This window comes from Pseudomonas sp. D5(2026), from assembly GCF_057766845.1.
This window is the reverse complement of record NZ_CM173421.1, coordinates 1-17,341: the sequence shown is the minus strand read 5'-3', so window position 1 is coordinate 17,341 and position 17,341 is coordinate 1. Positions and strand designations below refer to the sequence as shown.

Sequence of the window (17,341 nt, the reverse complement as noted above, 5' to 3'; positions counted from 1 at the left end):
CCTTGAAACTGCTGATTCTCGACCGTGACGGGGTGATCAACTACGACTCCGATGCGTACATCAAGACGCTGGAAGAATGGGTGCCGATCCCCGGTTCGGTCGATGCGATCGCGCAGTTGAGCAAGGCGGGCTGGACGGTGGCCGTGGCCACCAACCAGTCCGGCATTGCCCGTGGCTACTACCCGCTGGCAACCCTTGAGGCCATGCATGCGCGCCTGCGCGCGCTAGTGGCCGAGCAGGGCGGCGAAGTGGGCCACATCGTGTATTGCCCGCATGGGCCGGACGAAGGGTGCGATTGCCGCAAGCCCAAGCCCGGCATGCTGCGGGCGATCGCCGAGCATTACCAGATTGGCCTTGAAGGCGTCTGGTTCGTCGGCGACAGCAAAGGTGACCTGGAGGCCGCCCTGGCCGTCGGTGCACAACCCGTGCTGGTGAAGACCGGCAAAGGTGAGCGGACCCTGGAAAAAGGCGTCCCGGAAACTACACTGATTTTCGACGATCTGGCAGCTATCGCCAGAGAACTAATTTAAACAGTGCGCCTTCGGGCGCATTTTTCTCAGGCGGGCATGCCCGCAATGGTACAAGCCACTATGTCGATCCTGCAGGCGATCAGAATCTTTCTTTTTTACCTGCTGCTGGGCACCAGTTCGCTGCTGTGGTGCTCGCTGAGCTTCTTCGTCGCGCCGTTCCTGTCGTTCCCCAAGCGCTACAGGTTCATCAACGTGTACTGGTGCCGCTGCGCGCTGTTTCTGGTGCGCACCATCCTGGGCATCGACTACAAGATCACTGGCGCCGAGAACGTGCCAGCTGAGCCTTGCGTGATTCTGTCCAATCACCAGAGCACCTGGGAAACCTTCTTCCTGTCGCAGTACTTCTCGCCGCTTAGCCAGGTGCTCAAGCGCGAACTGCTGTATGTACCGTTCTTCGGTTGGGCCATGGCCATGCTGCGGCCCATCGCGATCAACCGCGACAACCCCAAGGAAGCGCTGCGCCAGGTGGCGAGCAAGGGTGACGAACTGCTCAAGCAGAAGACGTGGGTGCTGATTTTTCCAGAAGGCACCCGTGTGCCGTTCGGCACCATCGGCAAGTTCTCCCGCGGCGGTACCGCACTGGCCGTGAATGCCGGGCTGCCGGTGCTACCGATTGCCCACAACGCCGGCAAGTTCTGGCCCAAGACCGGTTGGGGCAAGCGTGCCGGTACAATCGAAGTGATAATTGGCGAACCGATGTACGCCAACGGCACTGGGCCACGGGCCATCGCCGAACTCAACGACCGCGCTGCAGCCTGGAACGAAGCGACCCAGCGGGCCATGGGATCGCTGCCGCCAGCAGAGGAAAAACCTCAGGAGCAGATGGCATGACCTTCTGTGGATAACTTGTGTGCAGTTTTTGGATTAAATGCTTGAATTGATAGCTAAGTATTTGAATTTGCTATTTATTTTTCTGTATGAATTTTTTCTGAAAATCGTGCATAAGTTTTTTTGAGGCATAAAAAAACCGGCTTTTACAGCCGGTTTTTTATGGCATGTGGACAGCATCAGACTTTGTCGATATCTACATCCTTGGTTTCCTTCAGACAGAAGATCCCTACCACCAGGCTGATCCCGGTCACCAGCACCGGGTACCACAGCCCGTAGAAGATATCCCCGGTATAGACCACCAGCGCGAACGATACGGTAGGCAGGAAACCACCGAACCAGCCATTACCAATGTGGTAGGGCAGTGACATCGAGGTGTAGCGGATGCGGGTCGGGAAGAGCTCGACCATCACCGCCGCCAACGGGCCATAGGTCATGGTCGCGATCAGGATCATCGCCACGATCAGTACCACCACCATTACCTGATTGACCTGCGCAGGGTCGGCTTTGGCCGGGTAACCAGCCTGCTCGATTGCAGCACGCATGGCAGTTTCGTCAAATCCGTTGATGGTCTTGTCACCGATGTTCACCACCACTTCACTGCCGGCCACGCTTACCGAGCTGTACGGCAGGCCCTGCTTGACCAGGAAGGTCTTGACCTTGTCGCACGGGCTGTCAAAACGAGCCTTGCCCACTGGGTCGAACTGGAATGTGCAGCCTTGCGGGTCGGCGGTGACCACGATCGGCGCCTGACGGCTGGCGGCGTCGATCTGTGGGTTGGCGTAGTGGCTCAGCGCCTTGAACAGCGGGAAGTACAGTACCGTAGCCAGCAACAGGCCGAGCATCAGGATCGGCTTGCGGCCGATACGGTCGGACAACCAGCCGAAGAACACGAAGAACGGCGCGCCAATCACAACGCTGATGATGAGCAGGGTATTGGCCTGAGCCGAGTCCATTTTCAGCATCTGGGTCATGAAGAACAGAACGTAGAACTGCGCCGTGTAAAAGGTCACCGCCTGCCCAGCGTTGATGCTGAACAGGGCGGTAAGCACCACTTTCAGGTTTGGCCAGGAGGTGAAGGACTCGCGGATGGGCGACTTGCTGACCTTGCCCTGAGCCTTCATTTTCACAAAGGCCGGCGACTCGTGCATGCTCATGCGAATCCAGGTCGAGATCGCCAGCAGCACGATCGACAGCAGGAACGGCAAGCGCCAGCCCCAGGTTTCGAACTGGTCGCCACTGACGTAGCGACTACCCAGCACCACCAAGAGCGACAACAACAGGCCCAGCGTTGCGGTGGACTGGATGAAACCTGTGTGCAAGCCACGCTTGCCGGGCGGCGCATGCTCGGCCACGTAAGTGGCGGCACCGCCATACTCACCGCCCAGCGCCAGCCCCTGAAGCATGCGCAGGACCACCAGGATGATCGGTGCGGCGATGCCGATGCTGGCGTAGGTGGGCAACAACCCAACAGCGAAAGTGGACAGGCCCATCAGCACGATGGTGACCAGAAAGGTGTACTTGCGCCCGATCATGTCTCCCAGGCGGCCGAACACCAGCGCACCAAACGGCCGCACCAGAAAGCCTGCAGCAAAGGCCATAAGGGCGAAGATAAAAGCGGTGGTATCGTTCACGCCAGCGAAGAACTGCTTGCTGATGACCGCTGCCAACGCACCATAGAGAAAAAAGTCATACCACTCGAAAACCGTCCCGAGGGATGACGCGAAAATGATCTTGCGTTCTTCACGGCGGCTGGGGCTGCTGGCCACCGCATCCTGCTCTTGGATGTAATCCGACATCGTTGCTGTCCTCGGCCCGTAGGCCACAGTGATTATTCTTGTTGTTCCACTGTCGGCGACTTCTGACCGCAAGCCGCCGGTACTGCACGCACCCGGGTCAGGGCGTCGGTAACGCGTCTTCGTTCAGGTTGGTCTGGGTAGCAGCTCCTTTGAGGATCAGTTGCGCCGCCTTTTCAGCGATCATCAGGGTGGGGGAACATGTATTGCCGGAAGTAATCTGCGGCATGATCGAAGCATCTGCCACGCGAAGACCGGGGATGCCATGTACACGCAGTTGGTTATCCACAACGTCCATGGCACCGTTGCCCATGCGACAGGTACCGACCGGGTGGAAGATGGTGGTGCCGATCTTGCCAGCGGCCTCGAACAGTTCTTCCTCGCTTTGCAGCGCTGGGCCCGGCAAATATTCCTTGGGCTCGAAAGCGGCGAGGGCAGGGGCCTGGACGATGCGCCGGGTAAGGCGAATGGCTTCGGCGGCAACGCGCAAGTCCTGGGGAGCACTGAGGTAATTGGGGTCGATCAGCGGTGTGCTGTTCATGTCGGTGCTGCAGATATCGATACGCCCGCGGCTGGCTGGGCGCAGGTTGCACACCGAGGCAGTAAAGGCCGGGAACTGATGCAACGGCTCACCGAAGCGTTCCAGTGACAGCGGCTGCACGTGATACTGAAGGTTGGCGGTGGCCTGTTCGGGGCTTGAACGCACGAACGCGCCTAACTGGCTCGGCGCCATGGCCAGCGGCCCGCTGCGGTCGTAGAGGTAACGCACGCCCATGCCCATCTTGCCCCACAGGCTGTTGGCCATCTGGTTCAAGGTGCGGGTGTTGCGGATCTGGTAGATCAGGCGAAGTTGCAGGTGGTCCTGCAAGTTGCCACCAACGCCGGGCATATCGTGGCGAACAGCAATGCCCAAGCTTTCCAGCAACTGACGCGGACCGATGCCGGAGCGCTGGAGGATGCCCGGTGAACCAACCGCCCCAGCACAGAGGATGATCTCGCGACGCGCCGCAAACTCATGCCAGGCCCCTTGCCAGAGCGCCTTCACCGCCCTTGCGCGGGTGTTGTCGAGCAGTACCTGGTCAACCTGCACGCCAGTCAGCACAGTGAGGTTGGCGCGATCCTTGATCGGCCGCAGGAAGGCTTTGGAAGCGTTCCAACGCACACCACTGCGCTGGTTGACCTGAAAATATCCACAACCTTGGTTGTCGCCGGTGTTGAAATCTTCGACCTTGCCAATTCCGCTCTGCTCGGCGGCATCACGGAAAGCATCAAGAATCGGCCAGCTGTAGCGCTGGCGCTCGACCCGCCATTCGCCCTCCGCGCCATGGTGCTCACTGGCGCCGGCAAAGTGGTTTTCACTGGCCTTGAACAGCGGCAACACATCTTTCCACGCCCAGCCGTCGTTGCCTTGCGCGGCCCAATGGTCATAGTCGGCGGCTTGGCCCCGCATGTAAATCATGCCGTTGATCGAAGAGCAGCCACCTAGCACCTTGCCCCTTGGATAACCCAAAGCGCGACCGCCGAGGCCAGGCTGTGCCTCGGTCTTGAAGCACCAGTCGGTGCGTGGGTTGCCGATGCAGTAGAGGTAACCGACGGGGATGTGGATCCAGGGATAATTGTCACGACCACCCGCCTCCAGCAGCAGCACGCGGCAGGAAGGGTCGGCGGACAAACGATTGGCCAGCAGGCATCCGGCGGGACCGGCCCCCACCACCACGTAGTCGAAGACAGAATCGGCTGATGGCATGTGCAACCTCGCGCCTGTTTTTTATTCTTGTCCCGGTCCATCTTAGTGAGTAATTTCGTGGTGGAAACACGAGATTTCGCGCAGCCGCTGTGCGTTTTAGCACAGTGGCAAGCCTGTACCGACCTCTTCGCGGGCTCGCCCGCTCCCACCGGGGCCACGTTGCCTGCAGGATGTTCAGCGCACCTGGACTGCCCGCGGAGAGGCCGGAACGAACTGCCAAAAAGGACAAGCATGTTCGACTGGAACGATCTGCGGTTTTTCCTCGAGTTGCAGCGCAGCGGCCGCCTGCTGACCGCCGCCAAGCGCCTCAACACTACCCACAGCACCGTGGCCCGGCACATCGAGAGCATCGAGCAGAGCCTGGGGACCGCGCTGTTCGTGCAGCATGCCCAGGGGTACGAGCTGACCCCATCGGGCCAAGCCCTGCTCAAGCATGCCGAAGCCATGGAAAATGTCGCCCTGCTGGCGCAGGAAGAAATCACCCAGGCCATCACCCCGCTGGGCAAGATTCGCCTGGGGGTAACCGAAGGCATCGGCATCATGTTCTTCACCCCGCGCATGAACGCGTTGTTCGAGCGCTACCCCGGCCTGGAAGTGGAGCTGGTAGCGGTGCCGCGTTTCGTCAGCATCCTCAACCGCGAGGCGGAAATCAGTATCCATCTGGAGCGACCCAACGCCGACCTGCTGATCACCCGCAAACTCACCGACTACCGCTTGGCGCTATACGCCAGCCAGGACTACCTGGACCGCGCGCCGCCACTGCGCCACCGCGAAGACCTGGCTCGGCACAGCTGGATCGGCTACGTCGACGATTTGCTGTTCAGCCAGGAACTGCTGTTTCTCAACAGTTTCTGCCGAGCACCCAACGTGGTGTTTCGCAGCACCAGCGTGATCGCCCAACAAGCCGCCGCCCGCGCGGGGCTGGGCATCGCCGTGCTGCCCAATTACATGGCCCGCCACGACCCGACACTGGTGCGCGTGCTGCCGGGTGAGACCATCCAGCGCAGCTACTGGATCTGCACCCGCCGCGAGCTGCACAAGTCTGTGCGCCTGCGGGTGGTGTGGGACTACCTGCTGGCGTTGTGCGCGGCCGAACAGAGCGAGTTGCTAGCCCAGTAACGCCTTGCCGGCCAACAACAAGGCAGCGGCCCAACCTGCCAAGGCAAACATCTGCTGCAGGCGCGGCCCGGCCAACCTGGCTGCCAATGGTCGCGACAGCAACAGGCCGAGCACCGCGCCGACGGCAAACGGGGCGCCAACCTGCCAGTGCATGACGCCCGCAAGGCTGGCGCTGACCACACTGCCGGTAGAGACCAGGGCAATCACCGCCAGCGAGGTGGAGACGATGCTGGCCATGCGCAGATTGGTGTAGCGGTTCAGGGCCGGGATGATGACGAACCCCCCACCCACGCCGAGCAGGCCGGACAACAAGCCGGACAAGGCCCCCGTGGATGCCAATGCGCGCGCGCAGGGCAGGGTCCAGCGCAAACGACCCTGCAGCGGGTTCAGCACACACGGCTCGATAAAGCGATGAGCTTCATTGGCTTCGCCACGCAGTTCTTTGGCCGCCTTGCGCCAGATACGCAGGCAGGCATAAACTAGCACCCCGGCGAATACCAGCTGCAACGGTGTATTTGGCAGGCGGTGCGCCAGCATCAGCCCGAACGGCGCTGCTGCCACACCAACCGACGCAATGAACAGCGCAGCCCGATAACGCACCAGCCCTTGGCGCAAGCCCAGCACTGCGCCAACCCCCGCAGCCAAACCAACAGCCAGCAGGCCGACCGGGGCCGCCTCGACTATCGATAACCCCAGGCCGAACACCAGCAAGGGTACAGCGAGAATGCCACCGCCTGCGCCGGTCAGTGCCAGCACCGCGCCGATGATTGCGCCCAGGCCCGCCCCTAACAGTTGATGCTCGATCACTGCCCACCCTCGGCTACCAGTTGCGGACGTGCCAACCACTCGCGCCCCTTGAGCATGCCTTGCCAGTACAACGGTGGCAGCGCCTGTGCCTTGAGCAGCCAGGCCAAGCGTGTTGGCTTGCGGCCATCCAGCAACCAATTGGGGAAGCTCGGTGCCAGCTTGCCGCCATAGGTGAACTCGGCCAGGACGATCTTGCCGCGCTCGACGGTAAGCGGGCACGAGCCATAGCCGTCGTAATGGGCCAGGGTTCCCAGCCTGCCCAATGCCACCAGCACATTGTTGGCGACCACCGGTGCCTGCTTGCGGGCCGCCGCGGCGGTCTTGGCATTGCTGGTGTTAGCCACGTCACCCAGGGCATGAACGTTGGTGTATTTGCGATGGCGCAGGGTATGCGGATCGACGTCGACCCAGCCGGAGCTATCGGCCAAGGGGCTTTCGCGAATGAAGTCTGGCGCCACCTGTGGTGGCACCACGTGCAGCATGTCGAAGGCCTCGATGCGCGTTTCGCTGCTGCCATCGGGCAAGGTACGCAAGAATGTAGCGCGCTTGCCCGGGCCATCTACGGCAAGCAGCCTGTGGGAGAAGTTGAGATCGACGGCGTATTTCTCGATGTATTTCATCAGCGCGGGCACGTAGTCGGCGACACCGAACAACACGGCACCCGCATTGTAGAAGCTGGCTTTCACCGCGCCCAAATGGCCATGGCGTAGCCAGTGGTCGCAAGACAGATACAGCGCCTTCTGGGGTGCACCGGCGCACTTGATCGGCATGGGCGGCTGGCAGAACACCGCGCGTCCTTGCTTGAGCTTTTGCACCAGTTCCCAGGTATAGGGCGCCAGGTCGTAGCGATAGTTGGAGGTGACACCGTTGCGGCCCAGGGTCTCGCTGAGCCCATCGATGGCCACCCAGTCCAGCTTGAGGCCGGGGCAGACGATCAGCTGTTCATAGCTGATGGTGCGACCATCATCGAGGATGACCAGCTGGCCCAACGGGTCGAATCCCTTTACCCGAGCCTTGACCCAGCGCACACCACGAGGAATGGTCGACGCCATGGTGCGGGCCGTGCTTGGTGCCTTGAACACACCTGCACCGACCATGGTCCAGCCGGGTTGGTAATAGTGCACTTCGGCAGGGTCGATCAAGGCGACGTCCAACGACGGGTCGCGGCTGATCAGGCTGGAAGCAGTGGCGATACCGGCGGCACCGGCACCGACGATGACCACTTTGTGGTGGTCGGTATTGGCAGGGGACAACGAGGCAGGCATGGCGGTAAATCCTGGAAATCTGATTATGGAGGGCAGGGCGGTTACAGCTTGTTCAGCGGGATTTTCAGATAGCTCACACCGTTCGCCTCCGGTGGGGGCAGTTGGCCGCTGCGCATGTTCACCTGCACTGAAGGCAATATCAGCACCGGCATTTCGAGCGTCTTGTCGCGGGCTTCGCGCATGGCCACGAAGCTGTCCTCGTCGATACCCTGGTGGATGTGAATGTTGTGGGCGCGCTGCTCGGCGACAGTAGTGACGTACTGCATGTCGCGGCCACCTGGCAGGTAGTCGTGGCACATGAACAACCGAGTCTGATCGGGGAAAGCCAGCAGGCGACGGATTGAGCGGTACAAGGTGCGGGCATCGGCCCCGGGGAAGTCGCAGCGGGCGGTGCCGTAGTCGGGCATGAACAAGGTGTCTCCAACAAATACCGCAATCTCGCCGGCATCCTCGATCATGAAACTCATGCACGCGGGCGTGTGCCCAGGTGTGTGCAGCGCCCGGGCCTGCAGGTTGCCAATCCGGAAACCTTCCTCGTCTTCGAGCAGCACATCGAACTGGCTGCCATCACGGGCGAATCCGGGCTCTGCATTGAACAAGGCGCCAAACACTTTCTGCACCTGGGTGATATGCGCGCCGATAGCGGTATGACCGCCCAGCTTTTCCTTCAGGTAGGCAGCGGCTGAAAGGTGGTCGGCGTGTACATGGGTTTCCAGCACCCACCGCACACTGGCATTCAGCTCGTTCACACGCTCGATCAGGCGATCAGCCGAAGCGCTGCAGGTGCGCCCGGACTTGGGGTCGTAATCCAGCACGCTGTCGATCAATGCGCATTGTCGGGTTTCACGGTCCATGACCAGGTAGCTGATGGTCGAGGTCGCCTCGTCGTAGAAGGCGTCCACGTGAAGGTTGTTGCCGATGATCATCACGTTCTCCAATTTATCCGCCCCGCCTTGTACAGGCGTAGGCAGTGACAGGAGCTTTATCAAGATGCATGCCAGGCTTTTTGCCACTCACTGGCCAATAAAACCGGCCAGTTGCAGACTGCTGCCGGCAAAACTGGCAGCCCAGGTGGCAGTCGACTGACAGCCAATGGCAGTGTTTGGCAGTCCTTGTTACCCTGCGTCGGTCATCCATACGGTGCCGTCATGCCTGAAGCCCATCCCCTCATCCTAGCTCTGGTTTCCTACCTCGAGCACGATGCCCTCCCGACCATCGTGTTGGACACCGACTACAACATCCTCGCGGCCAATGCGGCCTATCGCCGTCAGTTTGGGCGGCATGATCAGGCCCCACTGGGCGAGAAGTGCCACAGGGTTTCGCATCACTACGCTGTGCCGTGCGACCAGGCTGGCGAACATTGCCCGATGCGCAAGGCGTGGGACAGCAAGGTACCGGAGCGGGTATTGCACATTCATCACACACCACGCGGCCCGGAGCATGTGGATGTCGAGTTGCGGCCGATCCTGGATGAACAGGGCAAGGTAGTGGCCTTTGTCGAACGCCTCACCACCATCACCCTCGCCTCGGCGCAGCCACAGGAGCAAGGGTTGGTCGGCCGCGCGCCAACCTTCAAGGCCGCGCTGGCCAGCCTGCAGCGTGCGGCACCGGCGCAGATCCCGGTGTTGTTGCAGGGGGAGTCGGGGACCGGCAAAGAGCTGTTCGCCCGCGCAGTGCATATGGGCAGCCCCAGGGCCAACGGCCCACTGGTGGTGGTCGACTGCACCGGCCTGACCGAGTCGTTGTTCGAGAGTGAACTGTTCGGCTATGAGAAGGGTGCGTTCACCGGGGCGAATCAGCGCAAGATCGGCTTGGCCGAGGCAGCCCATGGCGGCACCCTGTTCCTCGACGAAATCGGTGAAGTGCCGCTGGCGATGCAGGTGAAGCTGCTGCGCCTGATAGAGTCCGGCAGTTTCCGTCCTGTGGGTAGCCTGCGCACTGTCCATTCAGATTTCCGCCTGATATCGGCCACCCATAAACCACTTAAACAAATGGTCGCGGATGGCTCCTTCCGGGAAGACCTGTATTACCGCATCAGCGGCTTCCCGATTCGTCTGCCTGCATTGCGCGAACGGGTGGAAGATCTGCCGCTGCTCGCACAGAGCCTGCTGCAGCGCATGGCCGGCCAGCCGACGCCCAGGCTGAGTGAAGACGCCTTGCAGCAACTTGCGTTGCATCCGTTTCCGGGCAATATCCGCGAGCTGCGCAACATTCTGGAACGCGCGCGTTTGTTTGCCGATGACGGAGTAATCAGACCGGAGCATTTACCGGAAGACACTGGGCTGACTGGCGCGGCTAAAGGAAGCGGCCGTCGCAATGACTTGGGTGAGCTGGCGCAGGCGCTGGAGCAGTTCAAAGGCTCGCGCAGTGAACTGGCCAGTCATCTTGGCATGAGTGAACGCACGCTGTATCGCCGCTTGAAAGCGCTCGGGCTGAACTGAAAGAACGCCAGACTTTACCGGACCTTTACCTGCGCCCTGACATTGAAAGGGAAAAATCGTGGTCTGATCAGTTAACCGAACCTGGCACTCAATACCTGCCAGGCGATTAACAGGCAGAGGACCGCATCAAATGAAGAAAGCCCTAACCGTGATCTGCGCCGCGCTCATGCTCAGCACACCGCTGGCAAGCTTCGCGCAACCGGGCCCGCCTGATCGGCATGATGGCGGCCCATCGCACCAAGGCAACCCGCCACATGGTCAACCACAGCACCAGGGCCGACATGACAATGGCCGCGGACCTGCTTACCGTGATCCAAACTTCCGCCCACAACAAGGCATGCCGATACCTCATAAGCAGTGGCACCGTGGTCATGCCGTTGATCCACATTACCGTGGTGACCGTTACTGGGTAACCGACTGGAAAGCGCGCCACCTGTATGCGCCACCTCGTGATCATCGCTGGCTGTATGTGAATGGCGACTATGTGCTGGTGGCTATTGCCAGCGGTGTGATCGTGAACATTCTCACCGGCTACTGATTCTTTGCAGGCACTAAAAAGCCCGCATCAGCGGGCTTCTTAGTGTCTAGCGAATTACACCGGATCAGAAGTCCAGGTTCGACACCGACAGCGCGTTACTTTCGATGAAGTCACGACGCGGCTCGACCGCATCACCCATCAGGGTGTTGAAGATCTGGTCTGCTGCGATGGCATCTTCGATGGTGACCTTGAGCATACGGCGAACGGTCGGGTCCATGGTGGTTTCCCACAGCTGGTCCGGGTTCATCTCACCCAGCCCTTTGTATCGCTGAATCGTATGGCGCTTGGTGGTCTCATTCATCAGCCAATCCAGGCCCTCTTTGAACTCGACGATCGCCTTGCGCCGTTCACCGCGCTGCACATACGCACCTTCACCCAACAGGCTCGACAGCTTGGCACCAATGTTGACTACGGTACGGTAGTCATTGCTGCCGAAGAAATCACGGTTGAACGTGATGTAGCTGGCCAGGCCATGAGAGGTGATTTCTACTTCTGGCAGCCATACGTTGCGCTCTTTGTCTTCACGCAGGCTGGCGTTGTAAGCCAAGCCAGACTTCTGATTGGAGTTCAGACGCGCCTGGAACTGGGCCAGCCAGGCTTGCATCACAGCGTGGTCACCCAACTGCTCCAGAGTCACCTCAGGCAGGTAGACGAAGTGCTCAGTCAGCTCTTCCGGGTACAAGCGCGACAGGCGCTTGAGGGTCTTCATGACACTACGGAACTCATTCACCAGCGCTTCCAACTGCACACCGGAAACTGCTGGCGCCGATTCGTCCAGGTGCAGGCTGGCATCCTCCAGAGCCGACTGGGTCATGTACTCTTCCATGGCCTCATCGTCCTTGATGTACTGCTCCTGCTTGCCTCTCTTCACCTTGTACAGCGGTGGCTGGGCAATATAGATGTAACCACGCTCGACCAGCTCCGGCAGCTGACGGAAGAAGAAGGTCAGCAGCAGTGTACGGATGTGCGAACCGTCAACGTCAGCATCGGTCATGATGATGATGTTGTGATAACGCAGTTTATCGATGTTGTACTCTTCGCGGCCGATACCACAGCCCAGCGCGGTGATCAGCGTGCCCACTTCCTGGGAAGAAATCATCTTGTCGAAGCGCGCTTTCTCGACGTTGAGGATTTTACCCTTCAGCGGCAAGATCGCCTGGGTACGACGGTTGCGGCCTTGCTTGGCCGAGCCACCCGCAGAGTCACCCTCCACCAGGTACAGTTCGGAGAGAGCAGGATCCTTCTCTTGGCAGTCCGCCAGTTTGCCCGGCAGGCCAGCGATATCCAGCGCACCTTTACGGCGGGTCATCTCACGGGCTTTACGGGCGGCTTCACGGGCGCGAGCAGCGTCGATCATCTTGCCAACGACGGCCTTGGCCTCGTTCGGGTTTTCCAACAGGAAATCGGCGAAGAACTTGTTCATCTCCTGTTCCACGGCAGTTTTCACCTCCGAGGAGACCAGCTTGTCTTTGGTCTGCGAGCTGAACTTCGGGTCCGGTACCTTAACCGAGATGATCGCAGTAAGGCCTTCACGGGCGTCGTCGCCAGTGGTTGCCACCTTGTTCTTCTTGGCCAGGCCTTCCTGCTCGATGTAGTTGTTAAGGCTACGGGTCAGCGAGGAACGGAAACCCACCAGGTGGGTACCGCCATCACGTTGCGGAATGTTGTTGGTGAAGCACAGCAGGTTTTCGTTGAAGCTGTCGTTCCATTGCAGGGCGACTTCAACACCCACGCCATCCTCACGCTGAACGTTGAAGTGGAACACCTGGGAGTTGACCGGCGTCTTGTTGGTGTTCAAGTACTCGACGAACGCACGCAGGCCGCCTTCGTACTTGAAGAACTCTTCCTTACCGCTGCGCTCATCCTTCAGCAGAATGCCAACGCCCGAGTTGAGGAACGACAGTTCGCGGATGCGCTTGGCCAGGATGTCCCAGCTGAAGTGAATGTTCTTGAAGGTTTCAGCCGATGGCTTGAAGTGGATGTGGGTACCCGTGGTTTCACTGTCACCGACAACCGCCATAGGCGCTTGTGGAACACCGTGAACATAAGTCTGTTCCCAGATCTTGCCGCTACGGCGAACGGTCAGAACCAGCTTCTCGGACAGGGCGTTCACAACCGACACACCTACACCGTGCAGACCGCCGGATACTTTGTAGGAGTTGTCGTCGAACTTACCGCCGGCGTGCAGCACAGTCATGATGACCTCGGCTGCGGAAACGCCTTCTTCCTTGTGCACATCGACCGGAATGCCGCGACCGTTGTCGCGCACACTGATAGATTCGTCCGGGTGGATGATGACAGTGATGTCATCGCAGTGACCGGCGAGGGCTTCGTCGATCGAGTTGTCGACCACCTCGAAGACCATGTGGTGCAGGCCACTACCATCATCGGTGTCGCCAATGTACATGCCGGGACGCTTGCGTACGGCATCCAAACCTTTCAGCACCTTGATGCTGGAGGAGTCGTACGTTTGATTTTCGCTCATGCCTTCACTCCCGATGGTCGTGGGTCTGGGTGATACGGCCTTGTTCCACGTGGAACAAAGCAACTGGCGTTTCCGTCTGCCAGCCTTCCCTCAGTAATTCGTGATCTACACAGGTGATGAACACCTGGCAGCGTAATTCTTCAAGCAAGCGGCACAGTGCGCGGCGATGCTGGTCATCCAGTTCGGACGGCAAGTCATCCACGAGATAAATACAGTGACCGCGGCGAGCCTGACTAACGAGGTGGCCTTGGGCAATGCGCAATGCGCATACCACCAACTTTTGCTGACCACGCGACAGGATGTCGGCTGCGTTGTTGCCAGCCAACCGCAAACGCAGATCAGCACGCTGCGGACCGGCTTGGGTATGGCCCATCTGCTGATCGCGAAGGAGAGAGGAGGCGAGTACTTCTTGCAGTTCCCGGTCCTTGTCCCAGCCTCGGTAGTAGCTCAGGGTCAACCCGTCCAGCTCGACCAGTTCGCTCAGGGTTCGCTCGAAGACGGGCTTCAAGGCCTTGATGTAGTTGCGACGGTATTCATCTATTTCCGCGCTAGCCAGGCACAGTTCCCGGTCCCAGGCGGCTTGCGAAGCTGGGTCAAGTGTACCATGACGCAACCATGAGTTCCGCTGCCGCAGCGCCTTCTGAAGGCGTTGCCAGGCTGGCAGAAAACGAGGTTCCACGTGGAACACACCCCAGTCCAGAAACTGGCGGCGTATTTTTGGGGCACCTTCAAGCAGCCGGAAACTGTCTGGGTTGATGAGCTGAAGCGGCAGTAACTCAGCCAATTGCGCAGCACTGCGCGCATTCTGCCCATCGATACGGATAGTAAACTCCCCTTGGCGCTCACGGGACACACCCAGGTTGCTCGTACCACCCTCCGTCAGCTGAACCTCGCCGAACACAGTACAGGCAGCCTGTTCGTACTGAATAACCGGATTAAGGCGGGTGCTGCGAAATGAACGGGCCAGCCCGAGCAAATGCACGGCTTCTAGCACGCTGGTCTTGCCGCTGCCGTTGGCGCCGTAAAGGATGTTGATGCGGGGGGAGGGTAAGAGTGTCACCGGGTGCAAGTTGCGCACCGCGGTGACCATGATACGTCGAAGGGACATTTCGCCTGCTACAGGTTACAGGCGCATCGGCATGACAACGTAGGAAGAATCGTCATTGCCAGCTTCCTGCAGCAGCGCACTGCTGTTGGAATCGGACAAGATCAGACGAACTTGCTCAGTAGTCATCACGCCCAGCACGTCCAGCAAGTAGCTGACGTTGAAACCAATCTCCAGCGAGCTACCTTCGTAGTCCACGCTGATTTCTTCTTCAGCTTCTTCCTGCTCGGGGTTGTTAGCCTGGATCTTCAGTTGGCCAGCTGCCAGTTGCAGGCGAATACCGCGGTACTTTTCGTTGGAAAGAATCGCGGTACGGCTGAAGGCCTCACGCAGCGCCTGGCGGTCTCCGACAACCAGCTTGTCACCGCCTTTGGGCAGTACGCGCTCGTAGTCCGGGAACTTGCCGTCCACCAGCTTGGAGGTAAAGGTGAACTCGCCAGTAGTGGCGCGGATGTGATGCTGGCCCAGCACGATGCTGACCATACCTTCAGGGTCGGTCAGCAGGCGCGCCAATTCCAGGATACCTTTACGCGGCACGATGACCTGGTGTCGATCCTCTTGCTCGATCGGCGCGCTCATCGAGCAAAGCGCCAAGCGGTGACCGTCGGTGGATACGGCGCGCAACGTGTTGCGGGAAACCTCAAGCAGCATACCGTTGAGGTAATAGCGCACATCCTGCTGGGCCATGGCGAAGCTGGTTCGCTCGATCAGGCGGCGCAGCTTGCTCTGCTCCAGGTTGCAGGTCAGCGAACCCGGGCCTTCTTCCACAGTCGGGAAGTCGTTGGCAGGCAGGGTCGACAGGGTGAAGCGGCTGCGGCCGGCCTTTACCAACAATTTCTGCTCATCGACCTTGATATCGATCAGGGCGTCGTTAGGCAAGCTTTTACAGATGTCCATCAGCTTGCGCGCCGGAACAGTGATTTCGCCAGGCTCGGCCGGCTCATCCAGTTGCACGCGGCCTACCAGTTCGACTTCCAGGTCGGTACCGGTCAACGAAAGTTGCTGGCCTTGTACGACCAGCAATACGTTGGACAGGACCGGCAAGGTCTGACGGCGCTCGACGACACCGGCGACCAGTTGCAGGGGTTTCAACAGGGCTTCGCGTTGAATGGTGAAATGCATGGTCTAGTCCCTTGCCTTCAATTAGCTGCGCAGACGGCCATCAGGTCGTCAGCGTCCGCAGCAGGTTCTTGTAGTCCTCGCGGATGTCCGCGTCGGATTCCTTCAGTTCATTGATTTTGCGGCAGGCATGCAGCACGGTCGTATGGTCGCGACCACCGAACATGTCGCCGATTTCCGGCAGACTGTGGTTGGTCAACTCCTTGGACAGGGCCATGGCTACCTGACGCGGGCGCGCGACAGAACGCGAACGACGCTTGGACAGCAGATCGGAGATCTTGATCTTGTAGTACTCAGCAACAGTACGCTGAATGTTATCCACACTGACCAGTTTGTCTTGCAGCGCCAACAGGTCCTTGAGCGATTCACGAATCAGCTCGATGGTGATGTCACGCCCCATGAAATGCGAGTGAGCGATAACCCGCTTCAGTGCACCTTCCAGCTCACGGACGTTGGATCGAATGCGCTGAGCGATGAAAAAGGCTGCGTCATGCGGGAGCTCGACTTTGGCCTGGTCCGCCTTCTTCATCAGAATTGCTACGCGGGTCTCCAGTTCTGGCGGCTCGACAGCCACCGTCAGCCCCCAACCAAAGCGCGACTTCAGACGCTCTTCCAGGCCTTCGATTTCCTTGGGATAGCGGTCAGAAGTAAGGATTACCTGCTGGCCACCCTCAAGCAAGGCGTTGAAGGTGTGGAAAAACTCTTCCTGCGAGCGCTCTTTGCGAGCGAAGAACTGGATATCGTCGATCAGCAACGCGTCCACCGAGCGGTAGAAGCGCTTGAATTCGTTGATGGCGTTGAGCTGCAACGCTTTGACCATGTCCGCGACGAAACGCTCCGAATGCAGGTACACCACCTTGGCGTTCGGATTCTTCTTCAGCAGATGGTTACCCACAGCATGCATAAGGTGGGTTTTACCCAAACCCACACCGCCATAAAGGAACAGCGGGTTGTAGCCATGCTTGGGGTTGTCCGCAACCTGCCAGGCAGCCGCGCGGGCGAGCTGGTTCGACTTGCCTTCGACGAAAGTGTCAAAGGTAAAGGTTCGGTTCAGGTAGCTGGTGTGCTTGAGCGCACCTTCAACCTGCACGGTGCGCTGTTCAGCCCGGCCACCACTGGGCGGCGCCGAAGCGGGCTCTGCCATGGCATCAAAGCTGTCACGCGAAGACGTCTCGACCAGCACAGGCTCGGCCGCAGCCACGGCAACAGGCTCAACCGCTGCTGCCGGGGCCGCCTTGTGTGCCTGGGTCTGCGCCAGCGAAGCCGCAACGGCAGCGCTGACTGGCGCGTTCGGCGCAGCCCTCGGGGCCGAGCTGCGTCGGCTACCTATTAATAAGGAAAGGGCAGGTGCAATGCCGCTACCGTTCTCACCCAACAGCTCGAGCAAGCGACCCAGGTACTTTTCATTGACCCAATCGAGGACGAAACGGTTAGGCGCATAGACGCGCAACTCGTCGCCTTCGGCTTCGACCTGTAGCGGACGGATCCAGGTGTTGAATTGCTGGGCAGGCAGTTCATCGCGCAGAAGCTCCACGCACTGCTGCCAAAGTTCCACTGACAC

General features: G+C 59.8%; 14 protein-coding genes. 5 read left to right on the top strand and 9 right to left on the bottom strand.

Annotated elements, in window-relative coordinates; all coding sequences use genetic code 11:
* Window positions 1-2 precede the first annotated feature (2 nt).
* Both gmhB and AC3B5Q_RS00065 read left to right on the top strand, forming a co-directional pair.
* Window positions 3-530, top strand: a complete 528-nt coding sequence (gmhB, locus tag AC3B5Q_RS00070; RefSeq protein ID WP_003253129.1) for a D-glycero-beta-D-manno-heptose 1,7-bisphosphate 7-phosphatase — start codon at window positions 3-5, stop codon at window positions 528-530.
* A 45-nt stretch (window positions 531-575) separates the two neighbouring features.
* On the top strand, window positions 576-1,361 hold the full coding sequence (locus tag AC3B5Q_RS00065; RefSeq protein ID WP_021784551.1) for a lysophospholipid acyltransferase family protein: 786 nt from the start codon (window positions 576-578) through the stop codon (window positions 1,359-1,361).
* Between the two features lie 176 nt (window positions 1,362-1,537).
* Here AC3B5Q_RS00065 and AC3B5Q_RS00060 read toward each other — a convergent pair whose 3' ends face one another.
* Window positions 1,538-3,157, bottom strand: coding sequence for an MFS transporter (locus AC3B5Q_RS00060; protein ID WP_021784550.1), 1,620 nt, complete (start codon window positions 3,155-3,157; stop codon window positions 1,538-1,540).
* 97 nt (window positions 3,158-3,254) lie between these two features.
* Window positions 3,255-4,901 (bottom strand): GMC family oxidoreductase, encoded by a 1,647-nt coding sequence (locus AC3B5Q_RS00055; protein ID WP_330508774.1) that lies wholly within the window; start codon window positions 4,899-4,901, stop codon window positions 3,255-3,257.
* 231 nt (window positions 4,902-5,132) lie between these two features.
* Here AC3B5Q_RS00055 and AC3B5Q_RS00050 point away from each other — a divergent pair, with 231 nt between their 5' ends.
* Window positions 5,133-6,020, top strand: coding sequence for a LysR family transcriptional regulator (locus AC3B5Q_RS00050; protein WP_021784548.1), 888 nt, complete (start codon window positions 5,133-5,135; stop codon window positions 6,018-6,020).
* Here AC3B5Q_RS00050 and AC3B5Q_RS00045 read toward each other — a convergent pair.
* Genes AC3B5Q_RS00045 through AC3B5Q_RS00035 form a run of 3 tightly spaced genes read right to left on the bottom strand, consistent with a single transcriptional unit; the run spans window position 6,009 to window position 9,018 of the window.
* A complete protein-coding gene (locus AC3B5Q_RS00045) occupies window positions 6,009-6,827 on the bottom strand; it encodes a sulfite exporter TauE/SafE family protein (RefSeq protein WP_488392780.1) in 819 nt (272 codons plus the stop codon). The two genes, AC3B5Q_RS00050 and AC3B5Q_RS00045, sit on opposite strands and share 12 nt — an antisense overlap.
* Complete coding sequence (locus tag AC3B5Q_RS00040; RefSeq protein WP_021784546.1) at window positions 6,824-8,092, bottom strand: NAD(P)/FAD-dependent oxidoreductase; 1,269 nt, start codon at window positions 8,090-8,092, stop codon at window positions 6,824-6,826. The genes AC3B5Q_RS00045 and AC3B5Q_RS00040 overlap by 4 nt, the downstream gene beginning before the upstream one ends.
* A gap of 41 nt (window positions 8,093-8,133) precedes the next feature.
* Window positions 8,134-9,018, bottom strand: a complete 885-nt coding sequence (locus tag AC3B5Q_RS00035; RefSeq protein WP_010951461.1) for an MBL fold metallo-hydrolase — start codon at window positions 9,016-9,018, stop codon at window positions 8,134-8,136.
* 222 nt (window positions 9,019-9,240) lie between these two features.
* Here AC3B5Q_RS00035 and AC3B5Q_RS00030 point away from each other — a divergent pair, with 222 nt between their 5' ends.
* A complete protein-coding gene (locus AC3B5Q_RS00030) occupies window positions 9,241-10,533 on the top strand; it encodes a sigma-54 interaction domain-containing protein (protein ID WP_003253147.1) in 1,293 nt (430 codons plus the stop codon).
* A 130-nt stretch (window positions 10,534-10,663) separates the two neighbouring features.
* Window positions 10,664-11,071 (top strand): RcnB family protein, encoded by a 408-nt coding sequence (locus tag AC3B5Q_RS00025; RefSeq protein WP_275966570.1) that lies wholly within the window; start codon window positions 10,664-10,666, stop codon window positions 11,069-11,071.
* A 64-nt stretch (window positions 11,072-11,135) separates the two neighbouring features.
* Here the strand turns inward: AC3B5Q_RS00025 and gyrB are convergent, their stop codons facing one another.
* The 4 genes from gyrB to dnaA are packed head-to-tail and all read right to left on the bottom strand — an operon-like array spanning window position 11,136 to window position 17,341.
* On the bottom strand, window positions 11,136-13,556 hold the full coding sequence (gene gyrB / locus AC3B5Q_RS00020; protein ID WP_021785317.1) for a DNA topoisomerase (ATP-hydrolyzing) subunit B: 2,421 nt from the start codon (window positions 13,554-13,556) through the stop codon (window positions 11,136-11,138).
* A 4-nt stretch (window positions 13,557-13,560) separates the two neighbouring features.
* Entirely contained in the window at window positions 13,561-14,664 is a 1,104-nt protein-coding gene (gene recF / locus AC3B5Q_RS00015) for a DNA replication/repair protein RecF (RefSeq protein WP_003253154.1), read from the bottom strand.
* Between the two features lie 15 nt (window positions 14,665-14,679).
* A complete protein-coding gene (gene dnaN / locus AC3B5Q_RS00010) occupies window positions 14,680-15,783 on the bottom strand; it encodes a DNA polymerase III subunit beta (protein ID WP_021785316.1) in 1,104 nt (367 codons plus the stop codon).
* A gap of 40 nt (window positions 15,784-15,823) precedes the next feature.
* Window positions 15,824-17,341, bottom strand: a complete 1,518-nt coding sequence (dnaA, locus tag AC3B5Q_RS00005; RefSeq protein WP_021785315.1) for a chromosomal replication initiator protein DnaA — start codon at window positions 17,339-17,341, stop codon at window positions 15,824-15,826.